This is a genomic window from Paraburkholderia nemoris, from assembly GCF_905221015.1.
GTDB lineage: Bacteria > Pseudomonadota > Gammaproteobacteria > Burkholderiales > Burkholderiaceae > Paraburkholderia > Paraburkholderia nemoris.
Window position 1 is genome coordinate 52,071 of record NZ_CAJNBO010000027.1, and the last position, 21,170, is coordinate 73,240.

Sequence of the window (21,170 nt, forward strand, 5' to 3'; positions counted from 1 at the left end):
GCCTATAAAAATGCGCTACAAGATCACTAGGCTATGTGGGTGTCGCCAGAATCGGAAGACTTCAGCATCGCGGGTTGCTTGGGCTTTCGAGGATTGGCAACGTTAACGTCCTTACCTGTTCTGCGTGCGATGTTCTGCTCGAGGATCCGGAACGCGTGCGACAGGAAGAACGTCATCGCGAGATAAATCAATCCCGCTCCAACGAAAATCTCATAGGGCGCATAGGTCTCACTGACCAGCAGCTTCGACGTCCCGGTCAATTCCATGATGGTCACCGTCGATGCCAGCGAAGTCGCCTTCAGATTCAGAATCGTTTCGTTGGCGTACGCGGGGATTGCAATACGAATGGCGATCGGTGCTTTAACGCGGCTGAGTATCGATGCCCGACTCAGCCCAAGTGCCTCGGCAGCTTCCACGATGCCTTTGGGTACGGCAGACAGCGCCCCCATCAGAATGCGCGCCGTGTACGCGCCCGAATTCAACCCCAGCGCAATGACGGCGCAGGTGAATGGGTCACGCAGGAGCGGCCAGAACATGGAGTGTCGGATAAAAGAGAACTGTCCGAATCCGTAGTAGAGAAAGAACAGCTGCACGAGCGCCGGCGTGCCGCGAAATGCGCCGATATAAACCTTGACGCAAGCGCTCAGAATCTTCGACGAACTCAATCCCAAGAGCGCGGTGGGTACACCCACAATGAGACCCACAACCACGATGCAGACAAACAACTCAAGCGTGACAGGCAGCGCAGCAAGCAGACGCGGAAGACTCGAAATGAGCAATGAGAAATCAAACATGGCTCACCTCGTCAATGCGGTCGACGTCCTGCGTCGAACCGTACTAAAGACATTTGTCAGGGCGAAGCTGAGAACAAAGTACAGCACGCCAGCAACAAGATAAAAGAAGAATGGGCGATTGGTCGCCTCAACGGCGAAGCCTGTTCGTCGCATCAAATCTTCCAGACCAACCAGCGAAACAAGCGCAGTTTCCTTCAGCAGTACGGTCAGTTGATTCCCGAAAGCCGGGACTGCGAGGCGCCACGCCTGGGGTGCAATAACGTGGACAAAACTCCCCGTGCCCGTCAACCCAAGCGCTGCGGCGGCTTCAAACTGCCCGCGCGGAACTTCCAGAATCGCCCCCCGGAAGATCTCCGTTGCATAGGCGCCAAACACCAGCCCGAGCGACACCGCACCCGCGCCGAACGCATTGATTTCAATGGATCGGCCGAGGACATGAGAAAGAGTTGCGCTGCCGCCGTAGTACACCAGGAAGATGACCAGCAGGTCCGGAACACCTCGTATCGTGGTTGTGTACGCCCCGGCGAAATGGCTGAGAATCCGCATGGGAGACAACTTGGCAGCGGCCATCAGGATCCCGATGACCGAGCCGATCGCTGTGGCCGCGAGTGCGACCAGCAACGTCGTCACGGCCCCGAGCAGAATGAGCCCGCCATAACCATTCAAAGTGAAATCGACCATGCTGGCTCCCGCTTTACATCAGAGAGAAAGGGAAATACTTCTTTCTGATCTGATCGTAGGTGCCGTTCGCCATAATTGCGGCCAACGCAGCGTTAATACGACTACAGAGCTCGGCGTTGTCGAGACGAACGGCAATTGCGTTTCCGTCCCCGAGTACGCCGCCTTTGAATTCGGGTCCGACAAACGCGAAGTCTTTCGAGTCAGGCCGTTTGAAGAAGTCTGAGTAAAAGGTTGCCTTGTTGCCGATGATGAGGTCGACACGACCTGCAACGAGGTCCAATTCAGGCTGACGCGTATCGTCATACAGAACGAGTGACGCCGTCTTGTCGTAGCCGTTGGCGACCAGCCACTGGTGCTGCGAGGCGCCGCGTTGAACGCCGATGCGCTTGCCTTTCAGACCCGCAGGCGACACGTCCTTGATCCCGCTGTCTTTTGCCGCGATAAAGCTGGACGTCGTGTCCTTGTACTTGTTGGTGAACAGCACCTGTTTGCGGCGCGCGGGCGTTGTCGACATCGACGCAACGATTGCGTCATACCGATTGGCCTGAAGACCGGGAATGATGCCGTCCCATGCCTGCGCAACGATCTGGCATTTCATCTTCATCTGTGCGCAGAGGGCATTCGCAATGTCCACATCGAAGCCCTGCAGCTGGCCGGAGGCATCTTTAAAGCTCCACGGAGGATAGGTGCCCTCCGTGGCGACCCTCAGCGTGTCGCCCTCGGAAAAAGCGGGCGCCGACATGACCAACGCTGTCGCCGCCAGGGCGCAGGTGACCAATCCTCGAATACGTTGAAACAGGCTGTGTGACATGGCAACTCTCTCGTCGCGATTGCTGCGCCCCGGATGTTCCGTCGCATTGGAAGTAAAGGTAGCCCGTCGTTAATTTAACGTCAATATTTTAATTTTATGCAAATTCCCTAATCGGGTTTACGCTTAAATGGGTGGCGTGGGATGGGTCGAAAGTCGTGCCGCAGACGAAACTCGGGACGTGCGTCGACCTTCCCGGAGACGGGATGGAAGCAGGTGGTCGATGGGTTTAGCGAGCGTGCGGGAAGCGAGGCACTGCAGGGCTGTCACGCGGGTCGGGTGAATACCCGACGCGTGTGTTCATGTTCAGCCTGCGCGCTTATTTCGCTGAACGCGATTGGCTCGCCAGCGAATCAGCAGGCCGACTAATGCGGCGAAGCCCGCAGTGGCCGCGTAGCCGGCGAGGCGAATGGCATCCTCACTCGGGAGACGCGAGACCAACACAACGATAATGGCGATTGCAAGTAGCGCGATACATGCGATTGCCCATTTCATCTCCGTCTCCCCTGAAATTTGATGTGCTGCCAGATGCACGGCTATCTCGCCGTTTTGTTAAGCATACCCGCGAGTGAGGCACCCGCGCTTCGCTGCGACTCACGCGATTACCCCTCTGCCGCTTCCGCGCGCCTGCTCAAGGATGAACTCGATAAAACTCGCTGCCGCCCGCGTGTGATGCCGATTCGGCATGTAGAGCAGGTACATGTTCGTACCGAAGATACTTAGGCGCCATTCATCGAGCGCCGTCACCACGTCGCCGCGACGCAGGTCGTCCTGCACCACGTAGTCGGGTACCAGACCGACGCCTAGACCAGCCAGCACCGCCTGGCGCAAGAACAGAAAGTTCTCGGAAATAATCGTCGGCTCAAGCAGCACTTCGTGGCGTTCGTCGCGCAGATACGCCGCCACCCGCAACTGCCTGCCAACCACCGCCGCCGTAATCAAGGGCGTGGTGCGCAAATCATCGAGACGCACCGGCATACCGCGGCTTGCAGCAAAATCCGGCGACGCACACGCAACATATCGCACCGGCCCCATGTCTCGCGCGACGAGATTCTGCGGCGGCTCCGACATCACCCGAACCGCGATGTCGACCTCGTCACGCATCAGATCCTCGACCCGATTCTCGAACATCACATCCAGCACGATGCCCGGATACAGACGCTTGAATGCGATCAGCCAATCCGACATCACCAGTTGCCCGTAACCGCTCGGCACACTCAACCTCACCCGCCCCTGCAAGCTCTGCCCGAGCGTGGTGACCGATTCGCGCGCGGCCAGCAACGCATTCTGAATGGTGCGGCCATGCTCGTATAACTGCAGACCGATTTCAGTCGCTTCGACCCGGCGCGTGGTGCGCCTGACCAGTTGCAGCCCGATCGAGCGCTCCAACTGGTTCAGGTGGTAACTCACATTCGCGCGGCTCATTTTCAGCCGGCGCGCGGCTTCGCTCAGGTTGCCCGCATCGAGGATATCGACCAGCAAGGTCAGCGAATTGACGTCCATGGACAGGCCTTTGTCAAAGTATCTTTGACAGTCTGTCAACCGTCTATGTAATTGTCAATAAACCTTGACCAACCCACAATCGGAGAAATCGGCAGACCAGGTATGCCCGATCTGCCCGCCTCGGCCCGATTTGCCCGATATCAATCAGGAGACGACACGATGACCCTCAACCCTTCCGCCGACGTTGTGACGCGCGAATTGCGCGGCAAAGTCCTGCTGGTGACCATCGACCACGCACCGGTCAACGCCTTGTCCGCCGACGTGCGGCGCGGCCTGCTCGCCGCCATCGAAGCCGCGGATGCAGACAAAGCCGTCGAAGCCGTGCTGATCGTCGGCGCCGGGCGCAACTTCATCGCGGGTGCAGACATTCGCGAGTTCGGCAAGCCGCCGGTGCCGCCGTCGCTGCCGGATGTATGCGACCGTATCGAGGCATGTTCGAAGCCGGTGGTGGCCGCCATTCACGGCGCCGCGCTCGGCGGCGGCCTGGAAGTGGCGCTCGCGGCGCACTACCGTCTCGCCGTGAATGGCGCGAAGCTCGGTTTGCCTGAAGTGCAACTGGGCCTGCTGCCGGGAGCAGGCGGCACACAGCGTACGCCGCGCCTGATTGGCGCGCAGGCTGCCCTCGACCTGATCTTGAGCGGCCGCCACGCCGGCGCGAAAGAAGCGCTCGCGCTTGGCCTCATCGACCGGCTCGGCAGCAGTGACGACATCCTCGCAGAAGGACTCGCCTACGCGCACGAACTGCTGGCCGCCCATGCGCCGGTACGCCGCACGCGCGATGCTGCTGCGCTAAGCGACCGCGCGGCGAGCCTCGCCGCCGTCGCCACGGCGCGCGCGGAAACGGCGAAGAAATCGCGCGGCCTGTTCTCCCCGTTAAAGATCGTCGACGCCGTGGAAGCCGCCATCGAACAGCCTTTCGACGAAGGCCTGCGGCTCGAACGCAAACTGTTCCTGGAATGCATCGACAGCCCGCAGCGCGCCGGCCTGATTCACGCGTTCTTTGCCGAACGCGAAGTGCTCAAGGCACCGGAAACACGCGATGCCAAACCGCGCGCACTGAACAAAGTCGGCGTGGTGGGTGGCGGCACAATGGGTGCGGGCATCGCCGTCGCCGTGCTCGATGCCGGCCTGCCGGTGACGATGATCGAACGCGACGACGAGTCGCTCGCGCGCGGTCGCGCGCACATCGAAAAGGTCTACGACGGCCTGATCGCCAAAGGCCGCATGAGCGCGGAAAAGAAAGCCGACGTGATGACGCGCTGGCAAGGCAGCACTTCATACGACGCACTCGCCGACGCCGATCTGGTGATCGAAGCGGTATTCGAAGACCTGTCGGTGAAAAAAGCCGTGTTTGCCGAACTCGATCGCGTTTGCAAAGCGGGCGCGGTGCTCGCCACCAACACGTCGTATCTCGACATCGATGCGATCGCGGCCAGCATCTCACGCCCCGCGGATGTGATCGGTCTGCACTTCTTCTCCCCCGCCAACATCATGAAGCTGCTGGAAGTGGTGGTGCCGAAGCAGGTCAGCGCCGACGTGGTCGCCACCGCGTTCGAACTCGCCAAGAAGCTGCGCAAAACGCCGGTGCGGGCCGGCGTGTGCGACGGTTTCATCGGCAATCGCGTGCTGGCGGTGTATCGCAGCGCGGCTGACGCGATGATGGAAGACGGCGCGTCGCCGTATCAGATCGACGCGGCAGTGCGCGCGTTCGGCTTCCCGATGGGCCCGTTCCAGGTGGTCGATCTGGCGGGCGGCGACATCGGTTGGGCTGCGCGCAAGCGGCGCGCGGCCACGCGGAACCCCAACGCGCGCTACGTGCAGATCGCCGACCGTCTTTGCGAACGCGGCTGGTTTGGTCAGAAGACCGGCCGTGGTTTTTATCTGTACCCCGAAGGTTCGCGCAGCGGCGCACCCGACCCTGAAGTCGAGGCCATCATCGACGCCGAACGCGAGCGCGCCGGCATCACGCCGCGCACGTTCACCGACGAAGAAATCATGCGCCGCTACATGGCCGCGATGATCAACGAAGGCGCCAATGTCTTGCACGAAGGCATCGCGCTGCGGCCGCTCGATGTCGACGTGACCTTCCTCTATGGCTATGGCTTTCCGCGCTATCGCGGCGGTCCGATGAAATACGCCGATACGGTGGGCCTCGCGACGGTTCTCGCTGACATTCGCGAATTCGCCAAAGAAGACCCGCTGTTCTGGAGAGCGTCGCCGCTGCTGGTCGATCTGGTCGAGCGCGGCGCGAATTTCGCGAGCCTCAACCAGTCAGCTTGAGACGGCACGTTATTTGGAGCATTCTCGACCGGTGGCGGCCTGATCGCCCCTGGTTCGCCGGTTCGCTGGCCCATTGAATATTTAGGGAAGAACCCGCTATGGATTTGAACTTCACACCTGAAGAAGAGGCTTTTCGCACTGAGGTGCAGCGTTTTTTGCGCGACAAACTCCCGCAACGTCTCGCCGACAAGGTACACGGCGGCCGCCGCCTCACGCGTGACGACATGGCCGAGTGGCATGCGATCCTCAACGCGCAGGGCTGGCTCGCCAATCATTGGCCGAAGGAGTACGGCGGCCCGGGCTGGAACGCCGTGCAGAAATTTATCTTCGAGAATGAATGCGCATTGGCGGGCGCACCGCGCGTCGTGCCGTTCGGTGTCAACATGCTCGGCCCGGTGTTGATCAAATACGGCAACGAAGCGCAAAAGCGCCACTGGTTGCCGCGCATTCTCGATGGCTCGGACTGGTGGTGCCAAGGCTACTCTGAGCCGGGCGCGGGCTCGGACCTCGCATCGGTCAAGACCACCGCGGTACGCGGCAGCGACGCGCAAGGCGAGCACTACATCGTCAACGGTCAGAAGACGTGGACCACACTCGGCCACTACGCGAACATGATCTTCTGCCTCGTGCGCAGCGCCACCGACGTGCGCAAGCAGGAAGGCATCAGCTTTCTGCTGATCGACATGAACACGCCAGGCGTCGAAGTGCGGCCGATCATCACGCTCGACGGCGAGCATGAAGTCAACGAAGTCTTCTTCACGGATGTGCGTGTACCGGCTGAGAACCTCGTGGGCGAAGAGAATAAAGGCTGGACCTACGCCAAGTACCTTCTCACGTATGAGCGCACCAATATCGCGGGCGTCGGCTTCTCGGTCGCCGCGTTCAACCGGCTGCGCAAGATCGCCGCGAAGCAGCAACGCAACGGCCGGCCGCTTGCGGAAGATCCGTCGTTTGCCGCACGCATGGCGCGCGTCGAGATCGATCTGGAGAACATGAAGACCACCAATCTGCGCGTGATCGCGGCGGTGGCCGGTGGCGGCGTGCCGGGCGCCGAGAGTTCGATGCTGAAGATTCGCGGCACCGAGATTCGCCAGGAGATCTCCTCGCTCACGCGCCGCGCGATGGGACCGTATGCGCAACCGTTCGTCGAGGAAGCCTTGCACGATGGCTTCGAGGGCACGCCAGTCGGTCCAGACGAAGCCGCGAGCGCTGCCTCGCTCTATTTCAACAACCGCAAGCTGTCGATCTTCGGCGGCTCCAACGAAATCCAGAAGAACATCATTTCCAAAATGATCCTGGGACTGTAAGGGGCGCACGTCATGAATTTCCAGCACACCGAAGACCGCCGCATGCTGGCGGATACGCTCAACCGTTTTGTCACCGAGCAATACGCCTTCGAAACGCGTGACCGCATCGCAGGCTCGCCCGAAGGCTTCAGCGCCGACCTGTGGAATCGCTTCGCGGAACTCGGCATTATCGGCGCGTTGTTCGATGAGGCGCACGGTGGTTTTGGCGGCGGCGGCTTCGATATCGCCGTCGTATTCGAGAGCCTGGGTCGCGGCCTAGTGGTCGAGCCGTTTCTCGATACGCTGATCGTCGGCCAGGCAATCGCGCGGGGCGGCAATGAAACCCAAAAGGCCGCGCTTGGCGAATTGATCGACGGATCCCGGATCGTTGCGCTCGGGCATGGTGAGCCGGACGGCCACTACGAACTGTCGCGCGTCACAACACGTGCCCGGCGTATTGGCGACGCATGGCAATTGAATGGCGCGAAGGCGGTGGTTCAGCACGGCGAGAACGCTTCCGTTTTTCTGGTCTCCGCACGCACCGCAGGTGCTGACGACGCCGAAGCCGGCATCACGCTCTTTCTCGTCCCGCGCGACGCCGCGGGTGTCAACGTGCGCGGCTATCGCAAGATCGACGGCGGCCGCGCGGCTGAGGTCACGTTCGACAACGTCATGCTCGCCGACGATGCGATGCTCGGCGCAGTTGGAGAAGGCTTTGCAACGCTCGAATACGCGATCAGCTGCGGCGTGCTTGCGTTGTGTTCAGAAGCCGTCGGCGCGATGGATGTTGCGAAGGACTACACGCTCGAGTACCTGCGTACGCGCAAGCAGTTCGGCGTGCCAATCGGCAGCTTCCAGGCGTTGCAACATCGGATGGCGGATCTGCTGCTCGAGATCGAGCAGGCGCGATCGGCGGTGATCAATGCCGCAGCGGCGCTTGGCGCTGAGCGCACGATGCGGGAACGCGCGGTTTCAGCGGCAAAATACAGCATCGGCAGGATAGGGACGATGGTCGCCGAGGAATGTATTCAGTTGCATGGCGGTATCGGTATGACGTGGGAGTTGCCGATGGCGCACTATGCGAAGCGTCTTGTGATGATCGACCATCAGTTGGGCGATGAGGATCATCATCTCGAGCGGTTTATCGCGCTCGGCAGAGGGTGATATCCGGTTTTCAGGCTTTCTTCGAATCAGCGCCGCTGTGGTGGTTTTCCGGCGGCGCTGGCCTCGCTCGTTTTGCCAGCGACTCACTAGTCGCCTCGGAAATAGAAAAAGGCCTTACAAGCATTGCTTGTAAGGCCTTGATTTCTTTGGTCGGGGCGAGAGGATTTGAACCTCCGACCACCTGCACCCCATGCAGGTACGCTACCAGGCTGCGCTACGCCCCGAACAGCTAAAAATTATAACAGACACTTCAATCGATTAGAACCGCTCTGCGCTAACAAAGAAAACTAGTGACCCAACAGGTCGATCACATGCAGCAATTCCTTGCGCAACTGCTCCACATCTACCGCAGCCGTTGCTGCGGCCGGAACCGCCACGCCCTCGCCTTCCTCGATCAGATCTGCCGGCCCACCCTGCGCGCCACCGCCATGCGAATCGAGCCGATTGCGTGCACCGTTGATCGTGAAGCCCTGCTCGTACAGCAACTCACGAATCCGCCGGATCAACAGCACCTCATGATGCTGGTAGTACCGGCGATTCCCACGCCGCTTGACCGGCCTCAACTGCGTGAACTCCTGTTCCCAATAGCGCAGCACATGCGGTTTCACGCCGCATAGTTCGCTGACCTCACCAATCGTGAAGTAGCGCTTCGCCGGAATCGGAGGCAAGACGACTTTTTCGATCGTCGCTGTCATCGTCAGTTAGCCGTCGTGGTGGGTTGCGCAGGGACGCGCCAGTCGATCAGCGCGCGAAGCTCGCTTCAGCGCCGTTCTCGACCAACGCTTTCAGCTTTTGACTTGCATGGAACGTCACAACGCGGCGCGCGGCGATCGGAATCGCCTCGCCGGTCTTCGGGTTTCTGCCGGGACGCTGGGGTTTGTCGCGCAACTGGAAGTTGCCGAACCCCGACAGCTTCACGCTATCGCCACTCTCCAGCGCATCGCGGATCACCTCGAAGAATGCTTCGACCATGTCTTTCGCTTCCCGCTTGTTGAGCCCGACATTGTCGAACAGCAACTCGGCAAGTTCAGCCTTGGTAAGCGTCGGCGTTTCGGTGGAAACGGCCGCGGGTGATGTCGGAATATCGCGAATCATGGCGCTGCGTTGCGCCGTAAGAAGGGCTTCGAAATCACTCGAGTTCATTTCATTCATATCTATCAAATGGCGCGCCAAGCAGAAACGGAGGTTGCGAAAAAATGCCGTGCAAATGTTAAATGCGGGTTATCCACGCAACCGTGCGCCATATACTCGAGCCAGACGTTCCACCAGAGTTTGAATGGCCAAATCGACCGTTTCATCCTGAAGGGTCCCGCCAGTATCTTGCAAGGTCACACGGAACGCAAGGCTTTTCTCGTGAGCAGCCAAACCACCGGAAGTGTTTGATTTTGGACGGAATTCATCAAAAAGCACAACCTTCTGAACAGTCTTGCAGGCCTCTTCGGACTGAGCCTTCTGGAGCTCGTCCAGCAGCGCCTGCACCTCGATTTTCTGATCGACAACCACCGCGATATCGCGACGCACCGGCGGGAATTTAGACACATCCGCCGGAGTCGACAATACACGCTGCATTAATGCTTCCGATTCGATTTCAAACAGAATCGGCGCATGCGGCAAATCATATTTCTGCATCCAGCGCGGATGCAATTCACCAATCCAGCCCACTGCGCGGCCATTCAGTTCAATACGCGCGCTGCGGCCCGGATGCAATGCCGGATGCTCCGCTTTCACGAAGCGCGCCACGGCCGGCGCGAGCACCGCTTCCAGATCGCCCTTCACGTCGAAGTAGTCGACTGTGCGCGTTTGTGCGCCCCACTGCTCTTCGAGCACGGGACCGTAGGCGAGGCCACCGATCATCTTCGGCTGCGCGAAACCTTCGACGGTCAGTTCGCCCGCCTTGATCGACGGATCGTGCAGGAACACGCGGCCGGCTTCGAACACGCGCACGCGATCGGCCGCGCGACGGTTCAGGTTCGTGCGCAGGACCTCGATCAGGCTGCCGAACAGCGTGGTGCGCATGACCGACAACTGGCTCGCAATCGGATTCAACAGACGAACAGGCTTGTCGTTGCCGGCGAAGTCCTGCTCCCACTCGGCATCCACAAAGCTGAAGTTAACCGTTTCAGCGTAATCGCGTGCGGCGAGCGCGTGACGGATCACGTGAATCGAGCGCTGCGTTTCGTTGGTCGGCAGCATTTCGCTGGTCGCGACCGGCGGACGTGCGGGGATCTTTTCGAAGCCGTAGATACGCGCGACTTCTTCAATCAGGTCTTCTTCGATTTCGATATCGAAGCGGTACGACGGCGGGATCACCGAGAACGTATCGCCGTCACGTTCGAACGTGAGGCCGAGGCGCGTGAAGATCTGCGCAATTTCGTCCGCGTCGATCTTGATGCCGATGATGCGGTTCGCGCGCGAGACACGCATCTTCACCGGCTCACGCTTCGGCACGTTGACGATCTGATCGTCGACCGGGCCGGCTTCGCCGCCGCAGATATCGAGGATCAATTGCGTGATGCGTTCGATGTGCTCGACGGTGGTCGCATAATCGACGCCGCGCTCGAAGCGATGGCCTGCATCGGTCGAGAAGTTGTACTTGCGCGAGCGGCCACGAATGCTATCCGGCCACCAGAACGCGGCTTCGAGATAGATGTTGGTGGTGTCGAGCGTAACGGCCGTGCTGTCGCCGCCCATGATGCCGGCAAGGCTTTCGATGTGCTGTTCATCGGCGATTACGCCGACGGTTTCATCGAGTTCGACGGTGTTGCCGTTCAGCAGCTTGAGCGTTTCGCCTTTGCGGCCCCAACGCACGTCCATGCCGCCGTGGATCTTGTCCAGATCGAACACGTGCGACGGACGGCCCAGTTCGAGCATCACATAGTTCGAGATGTCGACGAGTGCGGAAATGCTGCGCTGCCCCGAACGCTCGAGACGCTGCACCATCCATTGCGGGGACTTCGCGCGCGCATTCACGCCGCGAATCACGCGACCCGAGAAGCGGCCGCACAGATCGGGCGCCGAGATTTTGACGGGCAACGTTTCGTTCAACTTGACTTCGACCGGCTTGATCTCGAGCGGACGCAGCGGCGCGCCGGTGATGGCCGATGTTTCACGCGCCACGCCGAACACCGACAAGCAGTCCGCCTTGTTCGGCGTCAGCTTGATTTCGAAAACCGTGTCGTCGAGATTGAGCGTTTCGCGGATGTCCTGGCCGATCGGCGTAGCTTCCGGCAGGATCATCAGGCCGCTATGATCTTCCGAGAGCTTCAGTTCGCGTGCCGAGCACAGCATGCCCTGGCTTTCCACGCCGCGCAGCTTCGAGAGCTTGATTGCGAACGGCGTGCCGCCTTCTTCGGCCGGCGGCAGTTGCGCGCCGACCAGCGCGACCGGCACCTTGATGCCTGGCGCAACGTTCGGCGCACCGCACACGATGTTCAGCGTGGCGCCCGTGCCGGCGTCGACCTGGCACACGTTGAGCTTGTCCGCGTCCGGGTGCTTGACGACTTCCAGCACCTGGCCGACGACGATCTTCGAGGTCGGCGGCGCGGCCGGCCGCAGGTCTTCGACTTCGAGACCCGCCATCGTCAACGCGTGCGACAGCTCATCGGTCGTCAGTTGCGGATCGACAAAGGTTCTCAGCCAGGATTCCGGGAATTGCATGGTTCTGTGTACGTTCTGATCAGGTTAGGTCCAGGTCCGGCAGGCGGCCCATTGATTCACTGGGCACTGCCGGGGACGCTGCTGCGGCACTGCGTGCAGTGCCGCGCTCTATGCTTGTCGCGTTCGTACGCGCCAGTTCACGCGAATTGACGCAGGAAACGCAGGTCGTTTTCGAAGAACAGACGCAGGTCTTGCACGCCGTAGCGCAACATCGTGAGCCGCTCGAGGCCGCTGCCGAAAGCAAAACCGATGTAGCGCTCAGGGTCGAGGCCCATATTGCGGATCACCGTGGGGTGAACCTGGCCGGAACCCGAAATTTCGAGCCACTTGCCGGCGTTCTTGCCCGTTTCGAACAGCATGTCGATTTCAGCCGACGGTTCGGTGAACGGAAAGTACGACGGACGGAAGCGCACCTGAATATCGTCGCGCTCGAAGAATTTCTTGAGGAAGTCGGAGTAGACGCCTTTCAGATCCGCGAAGCTGATGTTCTCGTCGATCCAAAGGCCTTCGACCTGGTTGAACATCGGCGAATGCGTTGCGTCGCTATCCACACGATACGTGCGGCCCGGCACGATCACCTTGATCGGCGGCGTGTTGGTACGGGCGTAGCGCACCTGCATCGGGCTGGTGTGCGTGCGCAGCAGCAGTTGACGGCCGTCGGCATCCTTGCCGTCGACGTAGAAGGTGTCCTGCATCGAACGCGCCGGATGGTTTTCCGGGCTGTTCAGCGAAGTGAAGTTGTACCAGTCGGTTTCGATCTCGGGGCCGTCGGCCACGTCGAATCCGATCGTACGGAAAATCTGTTCGACGCGCTCCCATGTGCGCATCACCGGGTGCAGGCTGCCTGCGCCGGTGCCGCGGCCGGGCAACGTGACGTCAATGGCTTCAGCGGCGAGGCGCTGGTTCAGCAACGCGTCGGCGAGCGCCTGACGGCGGGCCGTCAACGCGGCCTCCACTTGTTGCTTGACGAGGTTGATCCGTGCGCCTTCGGTCTTGCGCGTTTCGGGATCGAGTTTGCCAAGGCCCTTCAATAGCTCGGTCAACGCACCCGATTTGCCGAGAAAGCGCGCTTTCTCGTTCTCGAGGGTGGTGACGTCGGAGGCTTCTGCGAAGGCTTTTTGCGCGTCGGCGACAATCTGGTCCAGATCCATTGATCCCATCATTTCAACGTCAGTGTTCTATCGAAGCAAATCCGGTTCTACCAACAAAAACGGGGCTCGGTGAGGAGCCCCGTTTTTGCTGCAGCGTCACCGAGACTACCGGATGTTCGCTGCAACGAACCACGCAGTTTAATTGCCCAAAGCGCAATCAGGCTGCAACGGCGGCTTTCACCTGCTGAACGATCGCAGCAAAAGCAGCCTTGTCGAACACAGCCATGTCGGCCAGCACCTTGCGGTCGAGTTCGATCGAAGCCTTCTTCAGGCCGTTGATGAACACGCTGTACGTCATGTCGTGCTGGCGCACCGCCGCGTTGATACGCGTGATCCACAATGCACGGAACACACGCTTCTTGTTGCGGCGATCGCGGTAGGCGTATTGGCCTGCGCGCATGACCGCCTGCTTGGCGATGCGATAGACGTTATTGCGACGGCCGCGGTAACCCTTGGCCAGCTTGATGATCTTCTTGTGACGGGCCCGTGCGGTAACCCCACGTTTTACTCGAGGCATGTCTTGCTCCTATGAGTGTCGGTTAAGGGTTAAGCGAACGGCAGCATTGCGCGCACGGAGTTCATATCTGCTTCATGAACTGCCGTCGAACCGCGCAAATGGCGTTTGTTCTTGGTGGTCTTCTTGGTAAGAATGTGGCGCTTGAAGGCTTGACCGCGCTTGACGGTACCGCCCGGACGCACCACGAAGCGCTTTGCAGCACTCTTCTTGGTCTTCATCTTCGGCATGACAACTCCATTATTAGATGGATATGGGTGTGCGGTCGGCCAGATGGCCATTACCCGCCCTTCGAAACCCATTCCACTTGGTATGCAGACCGCCGTTACTGCCGGCAGCCGCTTTTCAGGAAGAGGCGCACATTTGCATATGCGCCGTTCCGAAACCTGCCGATCCCGCACCGGACACCCGGCGCAGCATCGTTTCAATCTTTCACAACCGGAGCGCGCATCACACGATGCGCCGCTGCTCCAGCGGCTTACTTCTTTTTCTTCGGCGCGAGCACCATGATCATCTGGCGCCCTTCCATTTTCGGCATCTGCTCGACCTGACCGACTTCGTCGAGGTCCGTGCGCAGGCGCTCGAGCATGCGCATACCGATTTCCTGGTGAGCCATTTCGCGGCCACGGAAACGCAACGTGATTTTCGTCTTGTCGCCGTCGTCGAGGAAGCGGATGAGGTTGCGCAGCTTGACGTTGTAGTCGCCGTCATCAGTGCCCGGGCGGAATTTGACTTCCTTGACCTGGACGATCTTCTGCTTGAGCTTGGCCTCGTGTTGCTTCTTCGCTTCCGAGTACTTGAACTTGCCGTAGTCCATCAAACGGCAGACCGGAGGAACCGCTTGCGGAGCGATTTCAACCAGATCCACATCCTGCTGTTCCGACATGCGGAACGCATCAGCGAGTTTCACGATGCCGAGCGGTTCGTTCTCGACTCCGACCAGACGCACCTCGGGTGCTGTAATTTCACCGTTGATGCGGTGCGCAGACTTATCAGTAGCGATGTTACGTTTCCTCTAAAAATTAAAAAAACGAGCCGGGCTGCCAAGTGGCTCAGTTGAACGACTGCACATCCTGGCGCAGACGTTCAATGAAGGTATCGAGAGGCATCACGCCCAGATCGACACCACCACGGGCACGCACGGCTACCGTTTGGGCTTCACGCTCTTTGTCGCCGACCACAAGCAGGTACGGCACCTTTTCCAGCGTGTGCTCCCGTATTTTATAGCTAATCTTCTCGTTGCGCAAATCGGCCTCTACTCTAACCCCTTGTTTTTGCAACGATTGGGCTAGCGACTGCGCATATTCAGCCTGACTTTCGGCGATATTCATCACCACAACCTGCATCGGCGCGAGCCACGACGGCATTGCACCAGCATGGTGCTCGATCAGAATGCCGAGGAAACGCTCCATTGATCCGACGATTGCCCGGTGCAGCATGATCGGGCGGCGGCGGCTATTGTCTTCGGCGACATATTCGGCGCCCAGGCGCTCCGGCAGCACCATATCGAGCTGCAACGTGCCGCACTGCCACGAGCGGCCGAGTGCATCCTTGATGTGGTATTCGACCTTCGGGCCATAGAACGCACCCTCGCCCGGCAACTCTTCCCACGTCACGCCGCAGGCCGTCAGCGCCTCGCGCAGGCCCTGCTCGGCACGGTCCCATGTCTCATCCGTGCCGGCGCGCGCGTCCGGGCGCAGCGACAGCTTGATCTCGACATTGTCGAAGCCGAAGTCCTTGTAGACGCTCATCGCCAGCGTGTTGAAGGCGATCGATTCGCTGATGAACTGGTCTTCGGTACAGAAAATGTGGGCGTCGTCCTGCACGAAGCCGCGCACACGCATCAGGCCATGCAGCGCGCCCGACGATTCGTTGCGGTGGCACGAGCCGAATTCCGCGTAGCGCAGCGGCAGATCGCGATACGAGCGCAAGCCGTGGTTGAACACCTGCACGTGACCCGGGCAGTTCATCGGTTTGATCGCGTAGTCGCGCTTTTCCGATTCCGTCGTGAACATGTTTTCACGATAGTTCTGCCAATGGCCCGACGCTTCCCAGAGCGAGCGGTCCATGATCATCGGCGTCTTGATTTCGAGGTAGCCGGCGTCGTTCACACGGCGGCGCATGTACTGCTCGACCTGCTGCCACAGCGTCCAGCCGCGCGGATGCCAGAACACCATGCCCGGCGACTCGTCCTGCATATGGAAGAGGTCGAGTTGCTTGCCGAGTTTGCGGTGATCGCGCTTTTCCGCCTCTTCCAGCATGTGCAGATACGCTTCCTGGTCTTCCTTCTTCGTCCAGGCCGTGCCATAGATGCGCTGCAGCTGCTCGTTCTTCGAGTCGCCGCGCCAGTAGGCGCCCGCAAGCTTCATCAGCTTGAAGACCTTCAACTTGCCGGTGGACGGCACGTGCGGGCCGCGGCACAGATCGGTAAAGCCGCCGTGCGAGTACAGCTTGATTTCGTCGGTAGCGGGAATCGATTCGATGATCTCGGCCTTGTACTTTTCGCCGATGCTCTTGAAGTAGTCCACGGCCTCGTCGCGCGAAACCACACGGCGGGAAACCGGCTCGTCTTTCTTCGCGAGCTCCTGCATGCGCTTTTCGATCTTCTCGAGATCTTCCGGCGTGAAAGGACGGCTATACGCGAAGTCGTAATAGAACCCGTTGTCGATCACCGGGCCGATCGTCACCTGTGCTTCCGGGAACAGATCCTTCACCGCGTACGCGAGCAAGTGCGCCGTGGAGTGACGAATGATGTCGAGGCCGTCGGCGTCTTTCTCGGTGACGATGGCAAGCGCCACGTCGCGATCGATCAGCGCGGACGTATCGACGAGTTCACCGTCGATCTTGCCGCCGAGCGCAGCTTTCGCGAGGCCGGGACCGATCGAGGCGGCCACTTCGGCGACGGTCACCGGATGCTCGTACTGTCGAACAGAACCGTCAGGCAGACGTATCGAAACCATTGCGTTCTCCGTGGTGCCGACCGGCGGCGGCACATACAACCAGGTCAAAAACCAAAAAAAATGCGGCCCCGCTTTCGAGGGGCCGCATTCACATTTCCTGCTAACTACAGTGGCGAAAGTGGTCCTCGACTAGCGTCGCTCCGAAGTAGTTTCGGTCAACGTTCGCGGTGCCATAACCGTATTTGCCTTTTGCGCCGAAGCGCTTACTGCAGTTTGCGAAACCCCGGCAAAACCGGAATTTCTCTTTCGTTGGTAGGCTCGATTGGACTCGAACCAACGACCCCCACCATGTCAAGGTGGTGCTCTAACCAGCTGAGCTACGAGCCTGAAGAAACGAGATTATATGAAGCCCCACACCGCTTGGCAAGTACTTTTATGCACCGACTTTAAATTTCTACTCACGCGCGCGAGCGCATCGAACCGATGCCTGCCGGGCACCTGCTGGTACCCAAAGGCACCCCACCACCTCGCCGGCGCATCAACTCTTGCGAGAAGCGCGCACCACGCCAATTACTTCACCGAGCAACGTACACGCGCGCTGAATTTGCGCAGCGCTCGATACTTCGACAGTAAATTGCATGAACGCCGCATTGCGACGCGACTGCGTCTTCACGCCGATCACGTTCATCTTCTCGCGCGCGAAAACTTCGGAGATATCGCGTAGCAGACCTTGCCGATCCGTGGCCTCGATGCTGAGGTCGACCGGATAGACCGACTGCCCGCGACCGCTCATGACATCTGCCGACCACGCGGTTTGCAACACACGCTCCGGCGCGCGATCGGCCATGCGCACGAAGGTCGGGCAATCGCTGCGGTGAATCGACATGCCCTTGCCGCGCGTGACAAAGCCGCTGATGTCGTCGGGCGGTGCGGGACGGCAACAGCGCGCGAGTTGCGTAAGCAACGCGTCGACGCCGACCACCAGCACACCCGTGGAAGCCCCACGGGCGACACTCGCGCCGCTACTGCGCTTCTCGAACTGTTCCGGCGCTTCGACTACCGGCTCGGGCGGCGGCGCATCGTGCAGCGCCTGCTCGACGAGCCGCAGACTGAACTCCTCTTTGCCGACCACTGAGAACAGATCGTCGGTGGTCTTGAAGCCGAGCTTGGCGGCGAGCTGATCGAGATTGACCGACGTCTTGCCCTCGCGCTGCAGGGTCTTTTCGACCATCGCACGGCCGCTCGAGATGTGCTCCTGCACTTCGACCGCGTTGAACCACGCGCGCACTTTCTGCCGCGCCCGATGGCTCTGCAGATACCCGAGTTGCGGGTTGAGCCAGTCACGCGACGGACCCCCCTCTTTCACCGCGACGATCTCGACCGTCTGGCCGTTCTGCAACGCCGTGTTGAGCGGCACCATCGCGCCATCGACCCGCGCGCCACGGCAGCGATGCCCCAGTTCGCTATGCAGGTGATACGCGAAGTCCACCGGCGTCGCACCGTGCGGCAGCGGAATCACGCGCGCTTGCGGCGTGAGCACGTAGATGTGGTCGTCGTCGAGCGTAGCCTGGCGCAATTGCTCCCACGGCTGCGCAGCGCGCTTCTCGCCGTGCTCGCCTTCGGAGACATCGTCTTTCCACGCGAGCAGTTGACGCAACCACGCAATCTTCTCGTCGTACTTCTCATTGGCGGTGAACTGGCCGCCGTAACCACGCGTGCCCGCTTCCTTATAACGCCAGTGAGCCGCCACACCATACTCGGCGAACTGATGCATTTCCTGCGTGCGGATCTGTACTTCGAACGCGCGGCCGTCGTCGCCGATCACGACCGTATGCAGCGATTTATAGCCATTCGGCTTCGGCCGCGAGATGTAGTCGTCGAACTCTTTCGGCACCGGCTGCCACAGGTTGTGCACGATGCCGAGCACGGTGTAGCAATCCTTGATGTCCTGCACGATCACGCGAAACGCGCGCACGTCGTACAGTTCGGCGAAATCCAGCTCCTTGCCGTGCATCTTGCGCCAGATGCTGTAAATGTGTTTTGGCCGGCCGCTGACTTCAGCCTGTACATGCGCCGCAGCCAGTTCCTGCTGCAGCCGTTCGATTGCCTGCGCAACATAGCTCTCGCGCTCGACGCGTTTCTCGTCGAGTAGCTTGGCGATGCGTTTGTAAGTGACCGGCTCTTCGAAGCGGAGCGCGAGATCCTCGAGCTCCCACTTCAGTTGCCAGATGCCGAGCCGGTTGGCGAGCGGCGCGTAAATATCGAGCGTTTCACGCGCGACGTCGGGCGACGGCGTGATTTTCGCCGCCGCGTAATAACGCAGCGATTGCAAGCGCGACGCGAGCCGTATCAGCACGACGCGAATGTCCTGCGCGAACGCGAGCAGCATCTTGCGCAGCGCCTCGACCTGCGCGCGGCGCGCGGCCTGCGCATCGCGCCCGGCCTCGGGCATCGCATTCTGCGCGGCGCGCAAACTCACCGTACCGAGGCGCAACAACTTGCGCACGTCGCCAACCAGTTGCGCGACTTCTTCGCCGAAATTATCGGCGATCACGCGCTCCGGGTCCTGCAGATGCGGCGTCAGCGCAAACAAGGCCGCCGCCAGCACAGCCGGCGGATCGACATTGAGCTTGCGCATGATCGACGCCGTACCCGCCGCATGATCCGCCAGCAACTCGCCCGACGAGAGCCGCACTTCGCCCGCATGTTCGCGCACGAACGCCATCGCTTCGTCGAAGGAAGGGATGGGGGTCGGCGTGCTCGTAACGATTTCGGTAGTCATGGTGCGACGGCCCACCGGGCCAGACGGATCAACGGATTTTCAACAACAACTGCGGGACCTGGCTTAAACCAGACTCAGCCAGGCTCAATCGCGCTGCGCCGCAACCACGACGATTTCGACGAGGCACTTCGGGTTAGCGAGCTTCGCTTCGACGGTCGCGCGGGGCGGCGTGGCGCCTTGTGCGACCCACTCGTCCCACACTGCGTTCATGCCGGCGAAGTGCACCATGTCCGAGATATAGATCTGCACGGACAGCAAGTGCGACTTGTCGCTATTCACTTCTTCCAGCAGACGGTCGATGTGGCCTAGCACTTCGCGCGTCTGACCCGTGATGTCCTGCTCCGCGTCTTCGGCGATCTGGCCGGCGAGGTACACGGTGCCGTTGTACACAGCGGTTTCCGAGAGGCGCTTGCCGACGTGGTGACGAATGACTGCCATGAAGAATCCTGAGGTTGGTTGAAAATTGACCGCAGATGCGTTCCGCATTGCACCTACACATGGCACCCAATAAAGGACGCCGCGCGGAACTCGATATTATGACGCGTCAGCGGCCGGCCCCATAAAGAACTGCCTCGCGAGGTCGATCTGATCGGCCGACAGAAACGCCGGCGCATGCCCTACGCCCGTAATTTCGGCGCTGGATACAGCGCGCCCGGTCTCAACCATCTTCGCGACCGTCTCGCGCGAGAGCAGATCCGATTGCTCGCCGCGCACCACCAGCACCGGCCCTTGAAACGCAGCCAGCGAATGCCACAACGCGGCCTCGCCGAGTTTGGCCGCCTCCTCAGTGGTCGCGGCAAACGGCTGTGCGATTCGCGGGTCGTAGCGGAACAACCATGCGCCGTCCTGCTCGTGCAAAAGCGGTGTATTGATCTCGCGCCACTCCTCGGGCGTGAGCGGACCGAAAGTTTGCGCGAGCAACGCGGCGTAATCGATGCCCTGCTGCAGCGTTTCAAAACGCACGGGCTTGCCGAGGTAATCGCCGATGCGCTGCACGGCCACTGGCTCCAGATGCGGCCCGACGTCGTTCAGCAGCATTTTACGAATCGGCGTTTCCGGCAGGCCGGCCAACGCGAGCCCGATCAAACCGCCCATCGAGGTGCCGAACCAGTCGACCGTTTCGACGTTCAGGCGCGCGATCAGCGTGACCATATCGGCGACGTACTGCGGCACGCTATAGAAGTTGGGGTTGGCGAGCCAAGAAGACAAGCCCCGCCCCGCTACATCCGGACATACCACGCGGCAAGTGCCGGCGAATTCCGCAGCAAGGCGGTCGAAATCGCGCCCCGAGCGCGTCAAACCGTGCACGCACAGCAGCACACGTGGATTAGCGGGGTCGCCCCACTCGGTGTAGGCGATCCGGTGCAGGCCACCGGCGCTCGCGCACTGCACATAACGTTGGCGCGGCGCGGGCCGCCCGGCGGTGGAAGCGGACGTCTCGGTCATCTGGGTTCCTTGCAAAAGCGCCATGGGCTCGGCGCAGACCAAGCGGCGGGAAATGAACGTCGAATCTTCAAACGATTGTAAACCGCTTTGCCGCGCGGCAAGGATCGGCCGAACGGCCTAAGACTGATCAGGATGCACTAGGGTATAAGCCGCAGCGCCGGCGCCCGGATCCGGGCAGCGCAAAAACGGCACGAAAAGGCGCCA

General features: G+C 60.6%; 18 protein-coding genes and 2 tRNA genes. 3 read left to right on the forward strand and 17 right to left on the reverse strand.

Features of this window, described 5'->3' with window-relative positions; all coding sequences use genetic code 11:
• Window positions 1-26 precede the first annotated feature (26 nt).
• From KHO33_RS32265 to KHO33_RS32280, 4 genes are all read right to left on the reverse strand, one after another.
• Window positions 27-794: an ABC transporter permease gene (locus KHO33_RS32265; RefSeq protein WP_128576684.1), complete on the reverse strand. Its 768-nt coding sequence runs from the start codon at window positions 792-794 to the stop codon at window positions 27-29.
• Window positions 795-797: 3 nt separating this feature from the next.
• Window positions 798-1,475: an ABC transporter permease gene (locus KHO33_RS32270; RefSeq protein ID WP_054040450.1), complete on the reverse strand. Its 678-nt coding sequence runs from the start codon at window positions 1,473-1,475 to the stop codon at window positions 798-800.
• 13 nt (window positions 1,476-1,488) lie between these two features.
• Complete coding sequence (locus KHO33_RS32275) at window positions 1,489-2,286, reverse strand: transporter substrate-binding domain-containing protein (RefSeq protein WP_200566736.1); 798 nt, start codon at window positions 2,284-2,286, stop codon at window positions 1,489-1,491.
• Window positions 2,287-2,877: 591 nt separating this feature from the next.
• The gene (locus KHO33_RS32280; RefSeq protein WP_054040446.1) at window positions 2,878-3,786 is read right to left on the reverse strand and encodes a LysR family transcriptional regulator; all 909 of its coding nucleotides are present in this window, start codon (window positions 3,784-3,786) and stop codon (window positions 2,878-2,880) included.
• A 159-nt stretch (window positions 3,787-3,945) separates the two neighbouring features.
• On the opposite strand from KHO33_RS32280, the gene KHO33_RS32285 reads away from it, so the two are divergent.
• The 3 genes from KHO33_RS32285 (at window position 3,946) to KHO33_RS32295 (ending at window position 8,516) form a co-directional block, all read left to right on the forward strand.
• Window positions 3,946-6,066: a 3-hydroxyacyl-CoA dehydrogenase NAD-binding domain-containing protein gene (locus tag KHO33_RS32285; RefSeq protein WP_200566735.1), complete on the forward strand. Its 2,121-nt coding sequence runs from the start codon at window positions 3,946-3,948 to the stop codon at window positions 6,064-6,066.
• Window positions 6,067-6,164: 98 nt separating this feature from the next.
• Window positions 6,165-7,373, forward strand: a complete 1,209-nt coding sequence (locus KHO33_RS32290) for an acyl-CoA dehydrogenase family protein (protein WP_200566734.1) — start codon at window positions 6,165-6,167, stop codon at window positions 7,371-7,373.
• Window positions 7,374-7,385: 12 nt separating this feature from the next.
• Window positions 7,386-8,516 (forward strand): acyl-CoA dehydrogenase family protein, encoded by a 1,131-nt coding sequence (locus KHO33_RS32295; RefSeq protein ID WP_054040442.1) that lies wholly within the window; start codon window positions 7,386-7,388, stop codon window positions 8,514-8,516.
• Between the two features lie 147 nt (window positions 8,517-8,663).
• On the opposite strand, the gene KHO33_RS32300 is transcribed toward KHO33_RS32295, so the two are convergent.
• The 13 genes from KHO33_RS32300 to KHO33_RS32360 all read right to left on the reverse strand — a co-directional run bounded on the left by KHO33_RS32300 (window position 8,664) and on the right by KHO33_RS32360 (window position 20,966).
• Window positions 8,664-8,740, reverse strand: a tRNA-Pro gene (locus tag KHO33_RS32300).
• Window positions 8,741-8,803: 63 nt separating this feature from the next.
• A complete protein-coding gene (locus tag KHO33_RS32305; protein ID WP_200566733.1) occupies window positions 8,804-9,211 on the reverse strand; it encodes a MerR family transcriptional regulator in 408 nt (135 codons plus the stop codon).
• Between the two features lie 46 nt (window positions 9,212-9,257).
• Window positions 9,258-9,668 carry an integration host factor subunit alpha gene (locus KHO33_RS32310; RefSeq protein WP_054040433.1) on the reverse strand — a complete coding sequence of 137 codons (411 nt, stop codon included), beginning with the start codon at window positions 9,666-9,668 and terminating at the stop codon, window positions 9,258-9,260.
• 69 nt (window positions 9,669-9,737) lie between these two features.
• Entirely contained in the window at window positions 9,738-12,173 is a 2,436-nt protein-coding gene (pheT, locus tag KHO33_RS32315; protein WP_200566732.1) for a phenylalanine--tRNA ligase subunit beta, read from the reverse strand.
• Window positions 12,174-12,310: 137 nt separating this feature from the next.
• Window positions 12,311-13,324, reverse strand: a complete 1,014-nt coding sequence (gene pheS, locus KHO33_RS32320) for a phenylalanine--tRNA ligase subunit alpha (RefSeq protein ID WP_028200200.1) — start codon at window positions 13,322-13,324, stop codon at window positions 12,311-12,313.
• Between the two features lie 157 nt (window positions 13,325-13,481).
• Window positions 13,482-13,841, reverse strand: coding sequence for a 50S ribosomal protein L20 (gene rplT / locus KHO33_RS32325; protein WP_006052502.1), 360 nt, complete (start codon window positions 13,839-13,841; stop codon window positions 13,482-13,484).
• Window positions 13,842-13,870: 29 nt separating this feature from the next.
• Window positions 13,871-14,068 (reverse strand): 50S ribosomal protein L35, encoded by a 198-nt coding sequence (gene rpmI / locus KHO33_RS32330; RefSeq protein ID WP_028200199.1) that lies wholly within the window; start codon window positions 14,066-14,068, stop codon window positions 13,871-13,873.
• A gap of 248 nt (window positions 14,069-14,316) precedes the next feature.
• Entirely contained in the window at window positions 14,317-14,841 is a 525-nt protein-coding gene (infC, locus tag KHO33_RS32335) for a translation initiation factor IF-3 (RefSeq protein ID WP_074263967.1), read from the reverse strand.
• Window positions 14,842-14,890: 49 nt separating this feature from the next.
• Complete coding sequence (gene thrS / locus KHO33_RS32340; RefSeq protein WP_200566731.1) at window positions 14,891-16,798, reverse strand: threonine--tRNA ligase; 1,908 nt, start codon at window positions 16,796-16,798, stop codon at window positions 14,891-14,893.
• Between the two features lie 250 nt (window positions 16,799-17,048).
• A tRNA-Val gene (locus tag KHO33_RS32345) sits at window positions 17,049-17,125 on the reverse strand.
• A 151-nt stretch (window positions 17,126-17,276) separates the two neighbouring features.
• Entirely contained in the window at window positions 17,277-19,520 is a 2,244-nt protein-coding gene (locus tag KHO33_RS32350) for a RelA/SpoT family protein (protein WP_200566730.1), read from the reverse strand.
• Between the two features lie 84 nt (window positions 19,521-19,604).
• A complete protein-coding gene (locus KHO33_RS32355) occupies window positions 19,605-19,958 on the reverse strand; it encodes a RidA family protein (RefSeq protein ID WP_054040431.1) in 354 nt (117 codons plus the stop codon).
• Between the two features lie 96 nt (window positions 19,959-20,054).
• On the reverse strand, window positions 20,055-20,966 hold the full coding sequence (locus KHO33_RS32360) for an alpha/beta fold hydrolase (RefSeq protein ID WP_200566729.1): 912 nt from the start codon (window positions 20,964-20,966) through the stop codon (window positions 20,055-20,057).
• Between the last annotated feature and the right edge of the window lie 204 nt (window positions 20,967-21,170).

Excerpts from the sequence above, each read along its gene's own strand:
- KHO33_RS32280 (WP_054040446.1), bottom strand. The coding sequence starts at position 3,786 with ATGGACGTCAATTCGCTGACCTTGCTGGTCGATATCCTCGATGCGGGC.
- KHO33_RS32310 (WP_054040433.1), bottom strand. The coding sequence starts at position 9,668 with ATGAATGAAATGAACTCGAGTGATTTCGAAGCCCTTCTTACGGCGCAA.
- KHO33_RS32270 (WP_054040450.1), bottom strand. The coding sequence starts at position 1,475 with ATGGTCGATTTCACTTTGAATGGTTATGGCGGGCTCATTCTGCTCGGG.
- KHO33_RS32305 (WP_200566733.1), bottom strand. The coding sequence starts at position 9,211 with ATGACAGCGACGATCGAAAAAGTCGTCTTGCCTCCGATTCCGGCGAAG.
- KHO33_RS32265 (WP_128576684.1), bottom strand. The coding sequence starts at position 794 with ATGTTTGATTTCTCATTGCTCATTTCGAGTCTTCCGCGTCTGCTTGCT.
- KHO33_RS32350 (WP_200566730.1), bottom strand. The coding sequence starts at position 19,520 with ATGACTACCGAAATCGTTACGAGCACGCCGACCCCCATCCCTTCCTTC.
- KHO33_RS32295 (WP_054040442.1), top strand. The coding sequence starts at position 7,386 with ATGAATTTCCAGCACACCGAAGACCGCCGCATGCTGGCGGATACGCTC.
- KHO33_RS32360 (WP_200566729.1), bottom strand. The coding sequence starts at position 20,966 with ATGACCGAGACGTCCGCTTCCACCGCCGGGCGGCCCGCGCCGCGCCAA.
- KHO33_RS32290 (WP_200566734.1), top strand. The coding sequence starts at position 6,165 with ATGGATTTGAACTTCACACCTGAAGAAGAGGCTTTTCGCACTGAGGTG.
- KHO33_RS32285 (WP_200566735.1), top strand. The coding sequence starts at position 3,946 with ATGACCCTCAACCCTTCCGCCGACGTTGTGACGCGCGAATTGCGCGGC.
- rplT (WP_006052502.1), bottom strand. The coding sequence starts at position 13,841 with ATGCCTCGAGTAAAACGTGGGGTTACCGCACGGGCCCGTCACAAGAAG.
- pheT (WP_200566732.1), bottom strand. The coding sequence starts at position 12,173 with ATGCAATTCCCGGAATCCTGGCTGAGAACCTTTGTCGATCCGCAACTG.
- pheS (WP_028200200.1), bottom strand. The coding sequence starts at position 13,324 with ATGGATCTGGACCAGATTGTCGCCGACGCGCAAAAAGCCTTCGCAGAA.
- KHO33_RS32355 (WP_054040431.1), bottom strand. The coding sequence starts at position 19,958 with ATGGCAGTCATTCGTCACCACGTCGGCAAGCGCCTCTCGGAAACCGCT.
- KHO33_RS32275 (WP_200566736.1), bottom strand. The coding sequence starts at position 2,286 with ATGTCACACAGCCTGTTTCAACGTATTCGAGGATTGGTCACCTGCGCC.
- rpmI (WP_028200199.1), bottom strand. The coding sequence starts at position 14,068 with ATGCCGAAGATGAAGACCAAGAAGAGTGCTGCAAAGCGCTTCGTGGTG.
- thrS (WP_200566731.1), bottom strand. The coding sequence starts at position 16,798 with ATGGTTTCGATACGTCTGCCTGACGGTTCTGTTCGACAGTACGAGCAT.